At 63.3% G+C, this 14,989-nt stretch carries 18 protein-coding genes and 1 riboswitch; of the genes, 8 read left to right on the forward strand and 10 right to left on the reverse strand.

Annotated elements, in window-relative coordinates:
- The first annotated feature begins 26 nt into the window (after positions 1-26).
- Positions 27-107, forward strand: a riboswitch (ZMP/ZTP riboswitch).
- A gap of 19 nt (positions 108-126) precedes the next feature.
- From rpiB to rpsD, 7 genes are all read left to right on the forward strand, one after another.
- Positions 127-564, forward strand: a complete 438-nt coding sequence (rpiB, locus tag FRF71_RS14090) for a ribose 5-phosphate isomerase B (protein ID WP_147091251.1) — start codon at positions 127-129, stop codon at positions 562-564.
- A gap of 11 nt (positions 565-575) precedes the next feature.
- On the forward strand, positions 576-1,886 hold the full coding sequence (gene glyA, locus FRF71_RS14095) for a serine hydroxymethyltransferase (protein ID WP_147091252.1): 1,311 nt from the start codon (positions 576-578) through the stop codon (positions 1,884-1,886).
- A 3-nt stretch (positions 1,887-1,889) separates the two neighbouring features.
- On the forward strand, positions 1,890-2,105 hold the full coding sequence (locus tag FRF71_RS14100; protein ID WP_147091253.1) for a hypothetical protein: 216 nt from the start codon (positions 1,890-1,892) through the stop codon (positions 2,103-2,105).
- Positions 2,106-2,108: 3 nt separating this feature from the next.
- Positions 2,109-2,570: a transcriptional regulator NrdR gene (nrdR, locus tag FRF71_RS14105; protein WP_147091254.1), complete on the forward strand. Its 462-nt coding sequence runs from the start codon at positions 2,109-2,111 to the stop codon at positions 2,568-2,570.
- Positions 2,554-3,285: an RNA methyltransferase gene (locus tag FRF71_RS14110; RefSeq protein ID WP_147091255.1), complete on the forward strand. Its 732-nt coding sequence runs from the start codon at positions 2,554-2,556 to the stop codon at positions 3,283-3,285. Before nrdR ends, FRF71_RS14110 begins: the two co-directional genes overlap by 17 nt.
- Positions 3,286-3,363: 78 nt before the next feature.
- Positions 3,364-3,633, forward strand: coding sequence for a hypothetical protein (locus FRF71_RS14115; RefSeq protein ID WP_147091256.1), 270 nt, complete (start codon positions 3,364-3,366; stop codon positions 3,631-3,633).
- 178 nt (positions 3,634-3,811) lie between these two features.
- Complete coding sequence (rpsD, locus tag FRF71_RS14120) at positions 3,812-4,426, forward strand: 30S ribosomal protein S4 (protein ID WP_147091257.1); 615 nt, start codon at positions 3,812-3,814, stop codon at positions 4,424-4,426.
- Between the two features lie 65 nt (positions 4,427-4,491).
- On the opposite strand, the gene FRF71_RS14125 is transcribed toward rpsD, so the two are convergent.
- From FRF71_RS14125 to FRF71_RS14145, 5 genes are all read right to left on the reverse strand, one after another.
- Positions 4,492-6,486, reverse strand: a complete 1,995-nt coding sequence (locus FRF71_RS14125) for an alpha/beta hydrolase family protein (protein WP_147091258.1) — start codon at positions 6,484-6,486, stop codon at positions 4,492-4,494.
- Between the two features lie 120 nt (positions 6,487-6,606).
- Complete coding sequence (locus FRF71_RS14130) at positions 6,607-7,401, reverse strand: class II aldolase/adducin family protein (protein ID WP_147091259.1); 795 nt, start codon at positions 7,399-7,401, stop codon at positions 6,607-6,609.
- A gap of 52 nt (positions 7,402-7,453) precedes the next feature.
- A complete protein-coding gene (tgt, locus tag FRF71_RS14135; protein ID WP_147091260.1) occupies positions 7,454-8,584 on the reverse strand; it encodes a tRNA guanosine(34) transglycosylase Tgt in 1,131 nt (376 codons plus the stop codon).
- 9 nt (positions 8,585-8,593) lie between these two features.
- Positions 8,594-9,019: a hypothetical protein gene (locus FRF71_RS14140; RefSeq protein WP_147091261.1), complete on the reverse strand. Its 426-nt coding sequence runs from the start codon at positions 9,017-9,019 to the stop codon at positions 8,594-8,596.
- Positions 9,020-9,074: 55 nt separating this feature from the next.
- A complete protein-coding gene (locus FRF71_RS14145) occupies positions 9,075-10,511 on the reverse strand; it encodes an 8'-apo-carotenoid 13,14-cleaving dioxygenase (protein WP_147091262.1) in 1,437 nt (478 codons plus the stop codon).
- Between the two features lie 44 nt (positions 10,512-10,555).
- On the opposite strand from FRF71_RS14145, the gene FRF71_RS14150 reads away from it, so the two are divergent.
- On the forward strand, positions 10,556-11,137 hold the full coding sequence (locus FRF71_RS14150; protein WP_147091263.1) for a TetR/AcrR family transcriptional regulator: 582 nt from the start codon (positions 10,556-10,558) through the stop codon (positions 11,135-11,137).
- Here FRF71_RS14150 and FRF71_RS14155 read toward each other — a convergent pair.
- The 5 genes from FRF71_RS14155 to FRF71_RS14175 form a co-directional block, all read right to left on the reverse strand.
- The gene (locus FRF71_RS14155) at positions 11,134-11,646 is read right to left on the reverse strand and encodes a hypothetical protein (RefSeq protein ID WP_147091264.1); all 513 of its coding nucleotides are present in this window, start codon (positions 11,644-11,646) and stop codon (positions 11,134-11,136) included. The two genes, FRF71_RS14150 and FRF71_RS14155, sit on opposite strands and share 4 nt — an antisense overlap.
- 91 nt (positions 11,647-11,737) lie before the next feature.
- The gene (gene queA, locus FRF71_RS14160; RefSeq protein WP_147091265.1) at positions 11,738-12,769 is read right to left on the reverse strand and encodes a tRNA preQ1(34) S-adenosylmethionine ribosyltransferase-isomerase QueA; all 1,032 of its coding nucleotides are present in this window, start codon (positions 12,767-12,769) and stop codon (positions 11,738-11,740) included.
- A gap of 48 nt (positions 12,770-12,817) precedes the next feature.
- Positions 12,818-13,492, reverse strand: coding sequence for a peptidylprolyl isomerase (locus FRF71_RS14165; protein ID WP_147091266.1), 675 nt, complete (start codon positions 13,490-13,492; stop codon positions 12,818-12,820).
- A gap of 88 nt (positions 13,493-13,580) precedes the next feature.
- Positions 13,581-14,087, reverse strand: coding sequence for a pantetheine-phosphate adenylyltransferase (coaD, locus tag FRF71_RS14170; RefSeq protein WP_147091267.1), 507 nt, complete (start codon positions 14,085-14,087; stop codon positions 13,581-13,583).
- Positions 14,087-14,989, reverse strand: a complete 903-nt coding sequence (locus tag FRF71_RS14175) for a polyprenyl synthetase family protein (protein ID WP_147091268.1) — start codon at positions 14,987-14,989, stop codon at positions 14,087-14,089. Before FRF71_RS14175 ends, coaD begins: the two co-directional genes overlap by 1 nt.

Below are 14,989 nucleotides of genomic sequence, written 5' to 3' on the forward strand. Positions count from 1 at the left end.
GTTCCCGTCGCCAGGAACTATACCGCCTTCGTTCACGTAACTGACGAGTCAGGCGGAGTACCGCCGGGGAGCGTGAAACGTAGCTGCCGCTCGTCTGGGCACCCCCGCTAAACCCTATGGTGTGCCATGCGTATTGCGATCGCATCTGATCATGCTGCCGTCGACCTGAAGGCGGAACTGCGCGAATACCTGATCGAACTGGGCCATGAAGTGGCCGATCTTGGCCCAGAGACGGCCGACCGGGTCGATTATCCTGACTATGGCTATCTGCTCGCCTCGGTTATCGCTGACGGCATGGCCGAGCGCGGCGTGGCGCTGTGCGGATCCGGGATCGGCATCTCGATCGCGGTGAACCGCAACCCGGCCTGCCGCGCCGCCCTGGTTTCAGAGCCGCTTTCGGCCGCCCTCGCCCGCGAACATAACGATGCCAATGTCATCGCGATGGGCGCGCGCCTGATCGGCAGTGACATGGCCAAGGCCTGTATTGACGCCTTCCTGGCAACCGGCTTTGGCGAAGGTCGCCACACTGGCCGCGTTGCCAAACTCTCCAATCCGCCCGCCTGAGGAGCCTTCCTGTGACCACCACCCTCGCCAGCCCCGCGATCCGCTCCGCCGGTTTCTTCACCGAACATCTCGCCAGCGCCGACCCTGAAGTCTACGCCGCGATCCGCTCGGAACTGCACCGCCAGCAGACCAAGATCGAGCTGATCGCCAGCGAGAACATCACTTCGCTTGCCGTGCTCGAAGCAACCGGCTCGGTCTTCACCAACAAGTATGCCGAGGGCTACCCGGGCAAGCGCTATTACGGCGGCTGCGAATATGCCGACGTGGTTGAGAACCTGGCGATTGAGCGCGCCAAGGCGCTGTTCGGCTGCCAGTTCGCCAACGTCCAGCCGAATTCGGGCAGCCAGATGAACCAGGCGGTGTTCCTGGCGCTGCTGCAGCCGGGTGACAGCTTCATGGGCCTCGATCTCAATTCGGGCGGCCACCTGACCCACGGTTCGCCGGTCAACATGAGCGGCAAGTGGTTCAAGCCGATCCCCTATGGCGTGCGCGCCGAGGACGAGCTGCTCGACATGGCCGAGGTGGAGCGTCTTGCCCACGAACATAAGCCGAAGCTGATCATCGCCGGCGGCACCGCCTATTCGCGGGTCTGGGATTTCCAGAAGTTCCGCGAGATCGCCGATGCGGTAGGTGCATATCTGTTGGTCGACATGAGCCACTTCTCGGGGCTTGTTGCTGGCGGAGCGCACCCCTCGCCCTTCCCCCACGCCCATGTCGTTACTTCGACCACGCACAAGAGCCTGCGCGGGCCGCGTTCGGGGATCATCCTCACCAATGACGAGGATCTGGCCAAGAAGTTCAACACCGCCGTGTTTCCGGGCATGCAGGGCGGCCCGCTGGTTCATGTCATTGCCGCCAAGGCCGTGGCCTTTGCCGATGCGCTGAAGCCAGAGTTCAAGGCCTATGCCGCACAGATCGTCAAGAATTCACGCGCGCTGGCTGAAAGTCTGACCGAAAACGGCCTGCGGATCGTGTCAGGCGGCACCGACAACCACTTGATGCTGGTCGACCTGACCGCCAAGGACGTGACCGGCAAGGCCGCTGAAAAGGGCCTCGATCGTGCCTGGCTGACCTGCAACAAGAACGGCATCCCGTTCGACAAGCGCTCGCCGTTCGTCACTTCGGGCGTCCGGCTCGGTACCCCGGCTGGCACGACCCGCGGCTTTGGCGAGGAAGAGTTCCGCAAGGTCGGTGCGCTGATCGCCGAAGTGGTTGACGGCATGGTCCGTAACGGCGACGAAGGGGATGGCCAGATCGAAGCCCGCGTCCGTGGACAGGTGGAAGAGCTCTGCGCCCGCTTCCCGATCTATCCGGAGCTATAAGCCATGACCGATCCGAACCGCCCGAACGACCTGCTGTCCGAAGCCCGCGATGAAATTGTCGGCATGGGCAAGCAGGGGATGGCCCATCCCTCAACCAAGCCGGTGCTGACTGGCGCTGCAGTTGGTGCGGTTGCTGCGACGGTTCTACCGGTGATTACCTGGCCGGTCGGACTGATCGCGGGGGCGGGCTTCATGCTCTACAAGCGACTGCGCCCGTAACGCATGCGCTGTCCGTTCTGTGCGCACGACAACAGCCAGGTAAAGGATTCGCGGCCCACCGAGGACAACACCGCGATCCGCCGCCGCAGGCAATGTGAAGGCTGCGGGGCCCGGTTCACCACGTTCGAGCGCGTACAGCTGCGTGAAATCACCGTGGTCAAATCGGGCGACAAGCGGGAGCCGTTCGACCGTTCGAAGATCGAACAATCGGTCGCGCTCGCCTGCCGCAAGCGCGGGGTGGCGCAGGAACGGCTCGATCAACTCGTCTCCGGAATCCAGCGTCAAGTCGAAACGCTCGGCGATGGCGAAGTGAGTGCCAAGCAGATCGGCGAGATGGTGATGGACGGGCTGCGCCAGCTCGATAGCGTGGCCTATATACGCTTTGCCTCGGTCTATCGCGATTTCAGCGAAGCCAAGGACTTTGAAGATTTTGCGAGCGCGGTGCAGGATGCCGCCAAGCAGTAACCAGCCCGCCATCGTGCTGGTCCGCCCTCAGCTGGGCGAGAATATCGGCAAGGCAGCGCGGGCCATGCTCAATTTCGGCCTGACGGACTTGCGCCTGGTTGCGCCGCGCGATGGCTGGCCCAATCCAGGTGCCGGGCCTGCCGCAGCCGGCGCCGATATCGTGCTCGAACGAGCGCGGGTCTTTGACAGTCTGGCCGAAGCCGTGGCCGATTGCGCCCATGTCTACGCCACGACAGTCCGCAAGCGCGGGGTGACCAAACCGGTAGTCGATGCCGAACAGGCAGCGCTGGCGATCCATCGGGAGCCAGGCCGCTCGGCCTATGTCTTCGGACCCGAGCGGTCGGGCCTGGAAACCGATGACGTGGCCCTGGCCCGCACGATCCTAACGGTGCCGATCAATCCAGATTTCGGTTCGCTCAACCTGGCCCAGGCGGTAATCCTCTGCGCCTACGAATGGTCGAAGCAGGCCAGTCTCGTGCAGCCGACGGTCGAGGAACTGCTTCCCCCCGCCCCGCAGGATGAACTTGAAGGGATGATTGCCCAGCTAGAGGCCATGCTGGCCCCTACCGGCTTCTATCACCCGGTCAGCCGCGCCGCAGCAACCCGGCGGACCCTGCGCGGTCTGCTGACCAAGCCGGGCTGGAATCACCTGGAAGTGCGGACCCTGCGCGGGGTGCTGTCACACCTGGCCAAGGGACCGCGGCGGCCGAACTAGGTCGTTCGTCGAAAGTCCTTTCCGCCGCTCGGTCTCCTGCGCCATAGGCCGCTGCAATCGTTTATGGAGTTCGATTCAATGCGTCACCTTGCCACCGCCCTTGTCCTTGCCCTGGTTGCCGCGCCCGCGCCGGTCCTGGCGGCCGATGCCGCGCCGACGCCGGAAGCAACCACGGCTGCCAAGCCCAAGCTGATCTGCCGTCCGCTGCCCGCCCGCACCGGCAGTCACCGCCCGCAGGGCCGCGTCTGCAAGACTGCCGCGGAATGGAAGATCCGCGACAAGGACGTCTATATGGAAGGGCGGATGGAAGACACGACCAAGGTTGAGCCGGTCGGTCCCAAGATCTGACGCCCTACAAAGGCGCATTTTTTCTTGAATTCTGCCCCCGGCACAGCTAGGGGCGCCACTTCGCAATTGACCCCGCACTCCGGTGAAGCGGCGGTCGCATCCGGCAGCAGGCCGGATGGTGCGGTTCCGGACCAGAAGCCCCGGGCAGTTCCAGGGCATGCAAATTGAAGGATGCGCCATGTCGAAGCGCAATGCGTCGAAGTATAAAATTGACCGCCGGATGGGCGAAAACATCTGGGGTCGTCCCAAGAGCTCGGTGAATCGCCGCTCCTATGGCCCGGGCCAGCACGGCCAGCGTCGCAAGGGCAAGGTGTCGGACTTCGGTCTGCAGCTCCGCGCCAAGCAGAAGCTCAAGGGCTACTACGGCGACGTCACCGAAAAGCAGTTCAAGCGCACTTACCAGGAAGCCAGCCGCATGAAGGGCGATACCGGTCAGAACCTGATCGGCCTGCTCGAACAGCGCCTGGACATGGTCGTGTACCGCGCCAAGTTCGCGCCGACCATATTCTCGGCTCGCCAGATCGTTTCGCACGGCCACATCTATGTGAACGGCGTGAAGTGCAACATCGCCAGCCGCCGCGTGCGTCCGGGCGATGTCGTCAGCCTGGGCAAGAAGGCCAAGGAAATGGCCCTGATCGCTGAAGCCCAGACCCTGGCCGAGCGTGAAATCCCGGACTATGTCGCTGCCGACGGCACCGACAAGATCACCTTCGTTCGCGTCCCGACGCTCGACGAAGTGCCCTATCCGGTGAAGATGGAACCGAACCTGGTCGTCGAGTTCTACTCGCGCTAAGCTTCGGCCTTACCGAATTCAAGAAGGGCGGTCCTGCGGGGCCGCCCTTTTCGATTCCCGCCCATTCAGTTGGCCGGTATTCCCATCGCCTTGCGCAAAAAGGCATCGGACTGCGAGAGCAGCCGAGTTCTGGCTGCATTGCTCTGCAAATAGTGATCCAGCTTCTGAAATTCGACCAGTTCGACCTGCTTGCCGGCATCGCGCAGCCGGTCGGCCATCAGCCTAGACTGGGTGATCTTGACGTTTGTATCCTGATCGCCGTGAAACAGCAGCACCGGCGCCTTAATCTGCCCGGCATTGCGCGCTGGCGAGCCTTCGCGGATATGCGCGCCCGTCCCGATCAGCCGATCAACCAATGGATAGTCGGCATAGTCGATCCGGTCGGCACGCAGACCTTCGAGGTCAGTCACCGGCGCAATCGCAACAATCGCCTTGAACAATCCGGGATCGAGGACAGAGCTCTGAAGGGCAGCATAGCCGCCGTACGACCAGCCCAGGATGCCGAGCTTATCAGGTGCAGCAATCCCCTGGCTAACCAGCCAGCGGCCGGCATCATTCACATCACCGATCGCCGTCCGCCAGGACTGGAAGCCGTTGCGGCGGAACCAGGCGTTGCCATATCCCGCCGAGCCGCGGAAGTTGGGCTGAAGCACCGCATAGCCGCGCAGCGCATAGAACTGGACCAGCCAGTCAAAACCCCATTCATCGCGGGAACCTGGTCCGCCGTGCGGCATGACAATGGCGGGCAAGTTCTTGCCAGCGCTGCCCGGCGGCAGAGTCAGATAGCCCGGGATCTGAGTGCCGTCTGCCGCCGCAAAGGTGATCGGCTTCATCTCGGCCAGTTTCATTCCGGCCAGTTCGGCGCGCACCGGCAGCAGCGGCTCCAGCTTGCGGGCTGTCTTGTCATAGCGATAGAACTGGCCGGGATCGACGTCGCTGGAGGCGAAGAGTAGCAGCTTGCTCTCATCCGCGCTCGAATCGACAAAGCTGATCGCCGGCTTGCCCGGCAAGGCCTTGCCGAGGCCCGCTGCGAGCTTCTTCAGCTCCGGATCGAAAAATTCGATCATCCGCCGCTCGGTCGCATAGCTGGCGCCGACCACACGGTTGCTCGGACCAATCTGGATCAGCGAGTCCACATCGACGTCATTGCGGCCAAGCACCAGTTCCTTGCTGCCCAGCCCATCGAGGGACATGGCGAAAAGCGCGGAATAACCGTTATTGTCGTCAAAGCCGTAGGCTACATTGCGCGCGCCATCGACAGCATAGGGCTCAAACCCGCCCCACAGCCCGGCGTCGCTCTGCACGACCTTGGCCAGCCCTTCCCATTCGCGCGAATCCGGTTTGCGGTACGAGTAGCTGACCTTGCCGCGCAAATAGCCATCGGCGTCGCGCGGGGTGATGCCCATGATCCGGACATTGCCATGGCCATCGCTGATATACTCCGACGCTTCTGAGCGAGGCTTTTCGATCAGTTTGCGGCTAAGCGTGGTCACGTCGACTTCTTCGACTCCCAGCCCTTCCCCCTTGGACCGGATATTGGTTCCGGACGTATCCTGTGGCAGGAAGACACGGCTCATCAGCACCTTGCCTGGCTTGCCCGGGAGATCCCAATCGATGATCCCGCCGCCATAAAAGACCCGCCCCAGCGAACGCCCGCCATTGCGCGCCGAAAGCTGCTTCACATCGGTTCCGTCGGTCGCCATCGAGAACAGCCGAGAGAAATTGAGCGTCTCGCCGCCTTCATCCATCTGCAAGGTAACCATGCAGACCAGCCGGGTGTCAGTCGCGAACTCACACCAGCGCAGTTGCTGGTCCGGCTGGCCTTGGCGCATGATCGCCTTTGGCAGGCCAGGCACCGTCAGGTCAGCCAGATAAAGCACCTGCCCGCCAGTCTTGTCAGGCGCAACGATCGAGACGTAGTTGCCGCCCGGCGACATCGAGAGCTGACGGATCGATTCCAGCGCACCGAACCTTTGCGCCAGTGTCGCAGCATCCTGCCCCGCAGCAGGCATAGCCAGGGTGACCGCAGCCGTCGCGAGCAAGCCCCTGATAATTCGCATAGCATTCTCCCCCTGCCGGGGGTCGGCAGCGATGAGCCCCGCCCCCTTCCAATCGTAGGAGCCTATCAGCCCGCAGCGCCGTTGCAATTGCCGCAATCTATTGCGGGAATCCTGCTCTGATCAATTGCGGAACGAGGGATCGATCCGGTCCAGCTTGCGCAGCAGAGCCGGCCAAGCAAGGCCGTTGGCCAGCATCCCAATCCCGGCCGGCGGAGTCTGCGACTTGACCTTTTCGGGCGTGCCTTGCGGCGGGTTGTTCAGGCCATCACGCCCGGCCGACAGCATCTTGACCTGCGCATCGCAGGCCCGCTCCAGGAAATAGAGCCGCAGGAAGCATTCGCCCACGGTCTTGCCGATCGCCAGGGTCCCATGGTTGCGCAGGATCATCACGTGCTTGTCGCCCATGTCGACCACCAGCCGGTCGCGTTCCTCGAGGTCGGTCGCGATACCTTCATAGTCGTGATAGGCGATGTCGGACCCGGCAATCATCGCAGTCTGGGTGTGCGGCAGCAATCCTTCGGACATGGCGCTGACAGCCTGGCCGGCAGGCGTGTGGAGGTGCATCACCGCGTGCGCATCCTCGCAATTCATGTGCAGCGCCGAATGGATCGTGAAGCCGGCGGGATTGACCGGGTGGGCCGTCGGGATCACCGGCTGACCTTCGACGTCGATCTTCACCAGCGAGCTGGCGGTGATCTCTTCGAACATCATGTCATAGGGGTTGATCAGGAAGTGATGCTCTGGCCCCGGCACGCGGGCGGAAAGGTGAGTGAAGATAAGATCATCCCAGCCATACAGCGCCACCAACCGATAGGCTGCCGCAAGGTCCACCCGGACCGCCCATTCTTCGGCGCTTACCGATGCACGCACATGATCGTCGTTCGTTTCGGTTCTGGTTTCAAGCACAGTGGCCATGATCGCTCTCCTTGTCTCTTTGCGGGCAGACTAAGACGATTCGCCGCGCTTGTCAGGTGCCCAGGTAACTGCGCCTGAAATCGGCCGCAAAGGCTGCGAAAGTGCCTGCCGCAATCGCGCCGCGCATTGCCTGCATCAGCTGCTGGTAGAAAGTCAGGTTGTGCTCGGTCAGCAGCATGGCACCCAGGATCTCGCCACTCTTGTGGAGGTGGTGGAGATAGGCACGGCTGTATCTGGTGCAGCAATCGCCTGGGCAGCGTTCATCCAGTGGAGCCGGATCCTCGGCATGCTTGGCGTTGCGCAGGTTGACGGGGCCATTCCAGGTAAAGCCTTGACCATTGCGGCCCGAGCGGCTTGGCAGAACGCAGTCGAACATGTCGACCCCGCGCTCGACTGCACCGACCAGGTCATCGGGCTTGCCCACGCCCATCAGGTAGCGCGGACGGTCCGCTGGCAGCATCCCAGGCGCAAAATCGAGCGTGGCGAACATCGCTTCCTGCCCCTCACCCACGGCCAGACCGCCGATCGCATAGCCATCGAAGCCGATTTCCTGCAGCGCCTGTGCACTTTCGCGGCGCAGGTCCTCATTCAGCGCGCCCTGCTGGATCCCGAACAGGGCAGAGCGTTCGGCATGCTCTGCGCCGCTGTCGAACCCCGCGCGGCTGCGCGCGGCCCAGCGCATCGACATCCGCATCGACTGCGCGATCGTGTCATAAGGCGCATCGGCACGCGGGCACTCGTCAAAGGCCATGACGATATCGCTGCCGAGCAGCCGCTGGATTTCCATTGAGCGCTCGGGGGTCAGCAAGTGCCGACTGCCGTCGAGGTGGCTCTTGAAGGTAACGCCCTCTTCGGTGATCTTGCGCAGGTCGGACAGGCTCATCACCTGGTAACCGCCGCTGTCGGTCAAGATCGGACGGTCCCAGTTCATGAACTTGTGCAGGCCGCCCAGTCGCGCCACCCGCTCTGCACCCGGGCGCAGCATCAGATGATAGGTATTGCCCAGCAGGATGTCCGCTCCGGTCGCGCGGACGCTCTCCGGCTTCATCGCCTTGACTGTCGCGGCCGTACCAACTGGCATGAAGGCGGGTGTGCGAATCTCACCACGCCGCATCCGAATTGTGCCGGTACGGGCCTTGCCATCGGTGGCGTGGATTTCAAACTGGAAGCGCGGCGCTGTCATAGCGGCCCGCTAGACGAAACGGTTGCGCTCGACCAGCCCGACCAGTGCCCCGCGCATTTCGTCCCAGCCATGCTGCTCAGCCGCATCGATAGCCGGGACTGCATCCTCCACCACATCGATCAGCGTATCGATCAGCCCGCGAAACCAGTCCGGCGGCACATCCAGCGCGACGCGGTGGTGCGGAACCGAGGTATCGAAATAGATTCGCGCCTCAATCGGCGAATCGAACCAGGTCATGACGTAGTAGAGTGTGTTGCCGACCATCTCGGCCTCGAGCCGCTCCGGCCCAAGCGGAGCATGGTGGGCAAAACTGGCGCGGGCCTGCGGGAAGCGGCGATAGTATTCAGTGATCACCGGCCTGGTCAGGTCACCAAGAACTTCGGCGGCACGTTCCAGTCGCGCTTCAATCGCGGCCTGACCCTGGCTATTCGTCATCGATCCCTCCGCCGCGCAGGCTAACCGCAGCGGAGGGTCGATGTCTTGTCAGAAATCAAGCGTCGGGCAGCCAGTTGCCGTGGAAACCCGGCGGGATGCGATGCGGGATATGAACCGAGGCGACCGGCGGTGCGGCTATATTGGCCGCGTCGAGAATGACCAGATCGGTCGTCTCGTTGGTGGTGTCGATGACATAACCCATGACCCAGCCATCGCCCTCGGGCGCATCGGTGCTGCGTGGTACGAAGACAAACTCACCCGGCACGCGGCCCGGGCCGAAATTGTGCTGGCTGCGCTCGCCCGTCTCAAGGTCATAGCGATAGATCGGCGCTTCACCGAGGAAACCAACGTCTTCCTCGCTCGGCAGACCCATCGACCAGGAATAGCGATAGGGCTGGCCGAAGTAGCGTTCGTCTGGACGGTGAAACTCCTGCGGCGCGGAATCGAGCGTTGTCCGGACGACCTTGCCGGCGGCCGGATCGATCGACCAGCGCTCCATGCCAAGCGGTTTGCCGTTCGGGCCTTCGGGGCCACCGGCAAACATCGTTTCATGGACCGACATATCGACGATTACCTTGCCGTCCGCCGCATCAAAGGCGTTGCTGACGTGGAAGACATAGCAGGGATCAACATCGCACCAAACGATGTCAGCCGCCGTTCCCTGACGCGGCAACAGGCCGACGCGGGCGCGGTGGGCCGGGTTCCAGGCAAAGGGGAACTGCTCACCCGCGATCATCGCCTTCATCGAGAAGGTCACAGGCAGATCGAATACCAGCACATACTGCTGGGTAATCGCGCATTCGTGGATCGACGGGCCATGCTCCACCGGGATCGGCGCTTCGCGCAGCACCTTGCCGTCCTTTGAAACAACGACGTGCCAGACCGTGTCGGGAGTCATGGCGTCATAGGTGATCGCGTGCAGCTCACCCGTCAGCGGGTCTTCGTGTGGGTGGGCGGTGAACGGCACATGCAGGGTGCCCCCGAAATCGGTGTAGGTAACAGTTTCGAGCTCATCATTGAGCTGCGCCGGGAATGAACCCGCTTCGACAATCGCGAGGGTCTGGCCATTGTGCTGAATCACATTGGTATTGACCAGATCACGCCGTCCGCGCCGTGGCCCTGGGGCGGCCTCAGGGCCACCCTGCGCCTCAAGCGCCTGGCTGCGGATATAACGGTTGCGATACCACAGCGCCTTGCCGCCTTGCAGCCGAACGCCGTGGACCATGCCGTCACCGATAAACCAGTGGTGCCCGCGCGGATCGGGCTTGAAGGGGTTCGGCCCGATGCGGACATAGCGGCCGGAAAGCTCAGCCGGGATCGTACCGGTGACCTTGAGGTCGGTCAGCGTCCGTTCCTCGGTCATTGGCGTGTGGATGCCGGTCAGGAACGGGTGCTGCTGCTCAGCATCCTGGCGCGCACGGTTGAAATTGGCCACGGCCATGACACCCTTGGTGACGACCCCCCGGATAACGGTCTCGACTGCGCTTGCCATGATGCGAATCTCCGCTTAATGTTTATGGCGTAAACATAGCAGCAATGGTAACAGTGTCAACATCACCGCAAACCCGCGCCTATCACCACGGCGACCTGCGCGCTGCGCTGGTCGATGCCGGGCTCAAGGCTCTGGAATCCGCACCGATCGAGGAACTCTCGCTGCGTGCCCTCGCCCGCGAAGTCGGCGTATCGCCGACGGCCGTCTATCGCCATTTCCCCGACAAGCAGGCATTGCTGGCTGCGCTGGCGGCTGAAGGGATCGAGCAACTGGGCCAGTACCAGCAAGCCGCTGCAGCCGGTACGGAGGGCAATAGCGATGCCTTCGGCGCAACTGGCCGGGCCTATGTCCGCTGGGCGCTCGCCAATCCGGCGCTGTTCCGTCTGGTCTTCGGGCAATGCCGCGATGTCGGCCCGTCGATCTTTGGCGACAACCTTGCCGCCCGTTTGCTGCAAGACCGGGCGCTGCACGCGGTCGGCGGCGACGCGGCCGGCGCCCAGCGGCTGATGGTCCAGGCCTGGGCGGTGGTCCACGGCCTGGCCATGCTGATGCTTGATGGACAGTTGCCGCAGGATCACGCGCTGATCGACCGGGTGATCGACCCGCGCACCCTGTTCACGCGCTAGCCCGCCGCGGGCATGAACTTGGCCGCGATCCGCTTGATCGCCTCGACGAAGACGCCGAAGAACAGCCCACCGACTACGGTCGCCAATGCGAGTTCAGCAAAATCGATCTTGAGCTGAATCAGCGGGGCAGCCGCCACCGTCAGGAACAGCATCGCCGCGGCGTTGAACAGGAATGGCAGCACGGCGATCACCTGCAGGTAGATCGCAGCGACCATGATCAACAAGCCCAGGATCATGCCGTTGCTGCCCATCTTGCCGGTCAGGTAGACCACCTGCCAGGCCAGTCCAATGCCGACCAGTGCCCCGGCAATCGTTGCCGGCAAGCGCTTGATCTCCAGCGCCTCAAGATTGGCCCAGTGCCAAAGCAACAGGAACCCGCCGAACAGCGTCAGGTCTGAAAAAAGCGCCGTCCCGATGATCGCCCAGGCGATTACCGCAACCACAACGATCAGAACAATGCCCAGCCCAGCAAGTGGCCCTGGCGCCGCTGTCGCAGTCGAATCCGTCATCTCAAATCCCCCTCCAGACCCCCGCTTTGCGGGAAGCCGGACAAGGAGACCGGAAAAGGCTGATCAGCGCAAGCGGTGTTTAGGCGCGCGATTAACTCGGCAGCAGCAGCGAGGAATCGCCATAGGAATAGAACCTATATTCGTTGGCAATGGCATGGGCATAGGCCGCCTGCATCCGATCCAGCCCCATTAGCGCGGAAACGAGCATAAACAAGGTCGACTTGGGCAGGTGGAAGTTCGTCACCAGCCCATCGATCCCCTTGAAGCGATAGCCAGGGGTGATGAAGATTGCCGTGTCACCCTCGAATGGATGGATCACCCGGTCCGCATCTGCTGCGCTCTCAAGCAGGCGTAAGCTTGTCGTACCCACTGCAACAATCCGGTTACCGCGCGCCCGGCTGGCATTCAGGCGTTCAGCCGTTTCCGCGCTGATCACACCCCACTCAGCGTGCATCTGGTGATCATTGGTATCGTCAGCCTTGACCGGTAGAAAGGTGCCGGCGCCGACGTGGAGCGTCAGCGTCTCATGCCCGATCTCCCGCGCCGCCAGCGCTTCCATCAGCCTTGGCGTAAAGTGGAGCGCGGCCGTCGGAGCGGCGACGGCACCGTCCTTCGCCGCAAACATGGTCTGGTAATCAGACTTATCCTGCTCATCGATCGCGCGCTTGCCCGCGATGTAGGGCGGCAGCGGGACCTGGCCGGCCCGGTCGAGCAGCACCTCGACTGGCTCATCGCCCGCAAAGGCCAGCGTCCAGGAGCCATCGGCATGGCGCTCCTCCGCCACCGCGCTGACCGCGGCGGCGAACTCGATCAGGTCTCCGGCCTTCAGCCGCTTGCCGTTGCGGACAAAGGCCTGCCAACGGCGCAGGTCGATCCGCTTGTGCAGCGTCGCGCCGATCCGGGCCGCGCCGCGATAGCCTTCAAGCTGGGCCGGAATGACCCGCGTGTCGTTGAAGACCAGCACGTCACCGGGTTCGAGCAGACTGGGCAGGTCCAACACGCCCTTGTCGGCAAAGTCCCCCTGCCCCGGCACGAACAGCAGCCGCGCGGCGTCGCGCGGGCGGGCCGGCCGCAGGGCAATCCGGTCAGTAGGAAGCTCGAAATCGAACAGGTCAACGCGCATGGCCGCGCCCTAGCGGGGCGTGGTCAGCGGTCAAGTCGGCAAAGTGGGCTAGTTGGACTTCGACTGGGTGAGCATGTCGGCCGAGATCGCAGCCGGCGCGGCGGCTGCTGGAGCAGCCGGGCGCGGCTTGCCCTCGCTGAGCATGGAAGCCTGGAGGATCTTGGTCGGGTTTGCAGGTGGTTCGCCCCGCTCAATCGCGTCGACGTAGTCCATGCCTGCGATCACGCGGCCGAAGTTAGTATAACGGTGATCGAGCGCGAAACGCGGGTAGAACACGATGAAGAACTGGCTGTTGGCCGTGTCGGGCTGATCCGTGCGGGCCATCGAGACCGAACCGCGCACGTGCGGGATGTAGTTGAATTCCGCCTTGAGGTCCGGCAGCGGCGAGCCGCCCTGCCCCGTTCCGGTCGGATCACCAGTCTGGGCCATGAAGCCGTCGATCACGCGGTGAAAAATGATCCCGTTGTAAAAGCCCTGAGCGGCCAGGGTCTTGATCCGCTCGACATGACCCGGTGCCCAGGCCGGCATCAGCCGGATCAGCACGCGGCCGCCGTTCGACAGGTCAAGGACCAGGATATTCTCGGGTTCAAAGGCTGGATCAGGATTGATCACCGCACTCAGCACCGGAGCGGCAGGGGCCGGCGGCGCCTTGTCTTTCGCCAAGCCGGGTCCGGCAATCAGGGCCAGGCCCAGGGCAACGGCAGTAAACTTGGCTCGGATCATCAGGTCAGGTCTCGGAATCTGGAGGTTCGCTCGTGCTGGCGCGGGATAGCCGCGTCAGCCTGTCGTGGCAATGAATGGCCGCAGACTATTAACCGCGCACGCCGCCCGCCTTGGCAATTTGCGCCAGGACGTCGGCGCAAACGGTGGGCGTAACGAATTTGGAGATGTCGCCACCATAGATCGCGATCTCCTTGACCAGGCGCGAGGCGATTGGCTGAAGCGAGACGTCGGCCATCAGGAAGATGGTTTCGACCCGGGCGTTGAGCTGGCGGTTCATCCCGGTGAGCTGGTATTCGTACTCAAAGTCGGTCACCCCACGAATGCCACGGATCACCACCGATGCGCCCTGGCTTTCGGCAAAATCCATCAGCAGCGAATTGAAACCGACCACCTCGATATTGGTGACCCCCAGGGCAGCCACCTCGCGCTTGACCATGTCGATCCGCTCGGGATCAGAAAACATCGGCGACTTGGCGATGTTGGTCGTGACGCCAATGATAAGCCGGTCGACCAGTTTCGCCCCGCGGGCGATGATATCCATGTGACCCAGCGTGATCGGGTCGAACGTCCCCGGATATACCCCAACCCGTTCCATCAGTGGTCCCTCTCCACAATGAACCGCGCAAGATCACGCAGCAGGTCCGCCTCTGCCCCATGCTGGCCCAGGTGCGCAATGGCCTGATCAACCAGCATCCGCGCCTGATCGCGCGCCCGGTCCGGGCCGAGCAGCGAAACGAAGGTGGCCTTGCCGGCCGCCGCATCCTTGCCCACCGCCTTGCCAGCCTTTTCGGCATCGCCCTCGTGATCCAGCAGATCGTCGGCAATTTGGAAAGCAAGGCCGATATCGCGGGCATAGCCACGCAGGTGTGCGCGCCCCTCTTGCGGCACCCGGCCCAGCACCGCGCCCAGTTCGACCGATGCACCCAGCAAGGCCCCAGTCTTGAGCTGCTGCAGCTTGGTGATGGTATGAAGATCGAAAGTGGTGGTTTCGGCCACCATGTCCATCATCTGCCCGCCGGCCATGCCGTTCCAGCCACTGGCGGTCGCCAGGACCTGGATCAGTTCCGCCCGAACGAAAGGATCACCGCTGGTGACGGGATCGGCCAGGATCTCGAAGGCAAAGTCGTGCAGTGCATCGCCCGCCAAGACCGCCGTCGCCTCGTCGAAGGCGAGGTGGGTGGTCGCTTTGCCGTGGCGCAGGGCATCGTCATCCATGCAGGGCAGGTCATCATGGACCAGTGAATAGACATGGATCGCCTCGATCGCGCAGCCGACACGGAGCGCAGCAGAACGGTCCACGCCATACAGCGCGGCCGTGGCAGTGACCAGCAGCGGCCGCAGCCGCTTGCCGCCGCCCAGCAGAGCGTAGCGCATGGCTTCAACAAGCCGGGCGCGCGGGTCCTCTGGCACCGGCAGCAGCGCATCGAACAAAGCGGCGACATCAGTACCGATGTCCCGGATCGCCTCAGCCAGCAGCGGCGTTGCCTTGCCGGTCAT

The organism is Novosphingobium ginsenosidimutans (genome assembly GCF_007954425.1).
In the GTDB taxonomy this organism is placed as follows: Bacteria; Pseudomonadota; Alphaproteobacteria; order Sphingomonadales; family Sphingomonadaceae; genus Novosphingobium; species Novosphingobium ginsenosidimutans.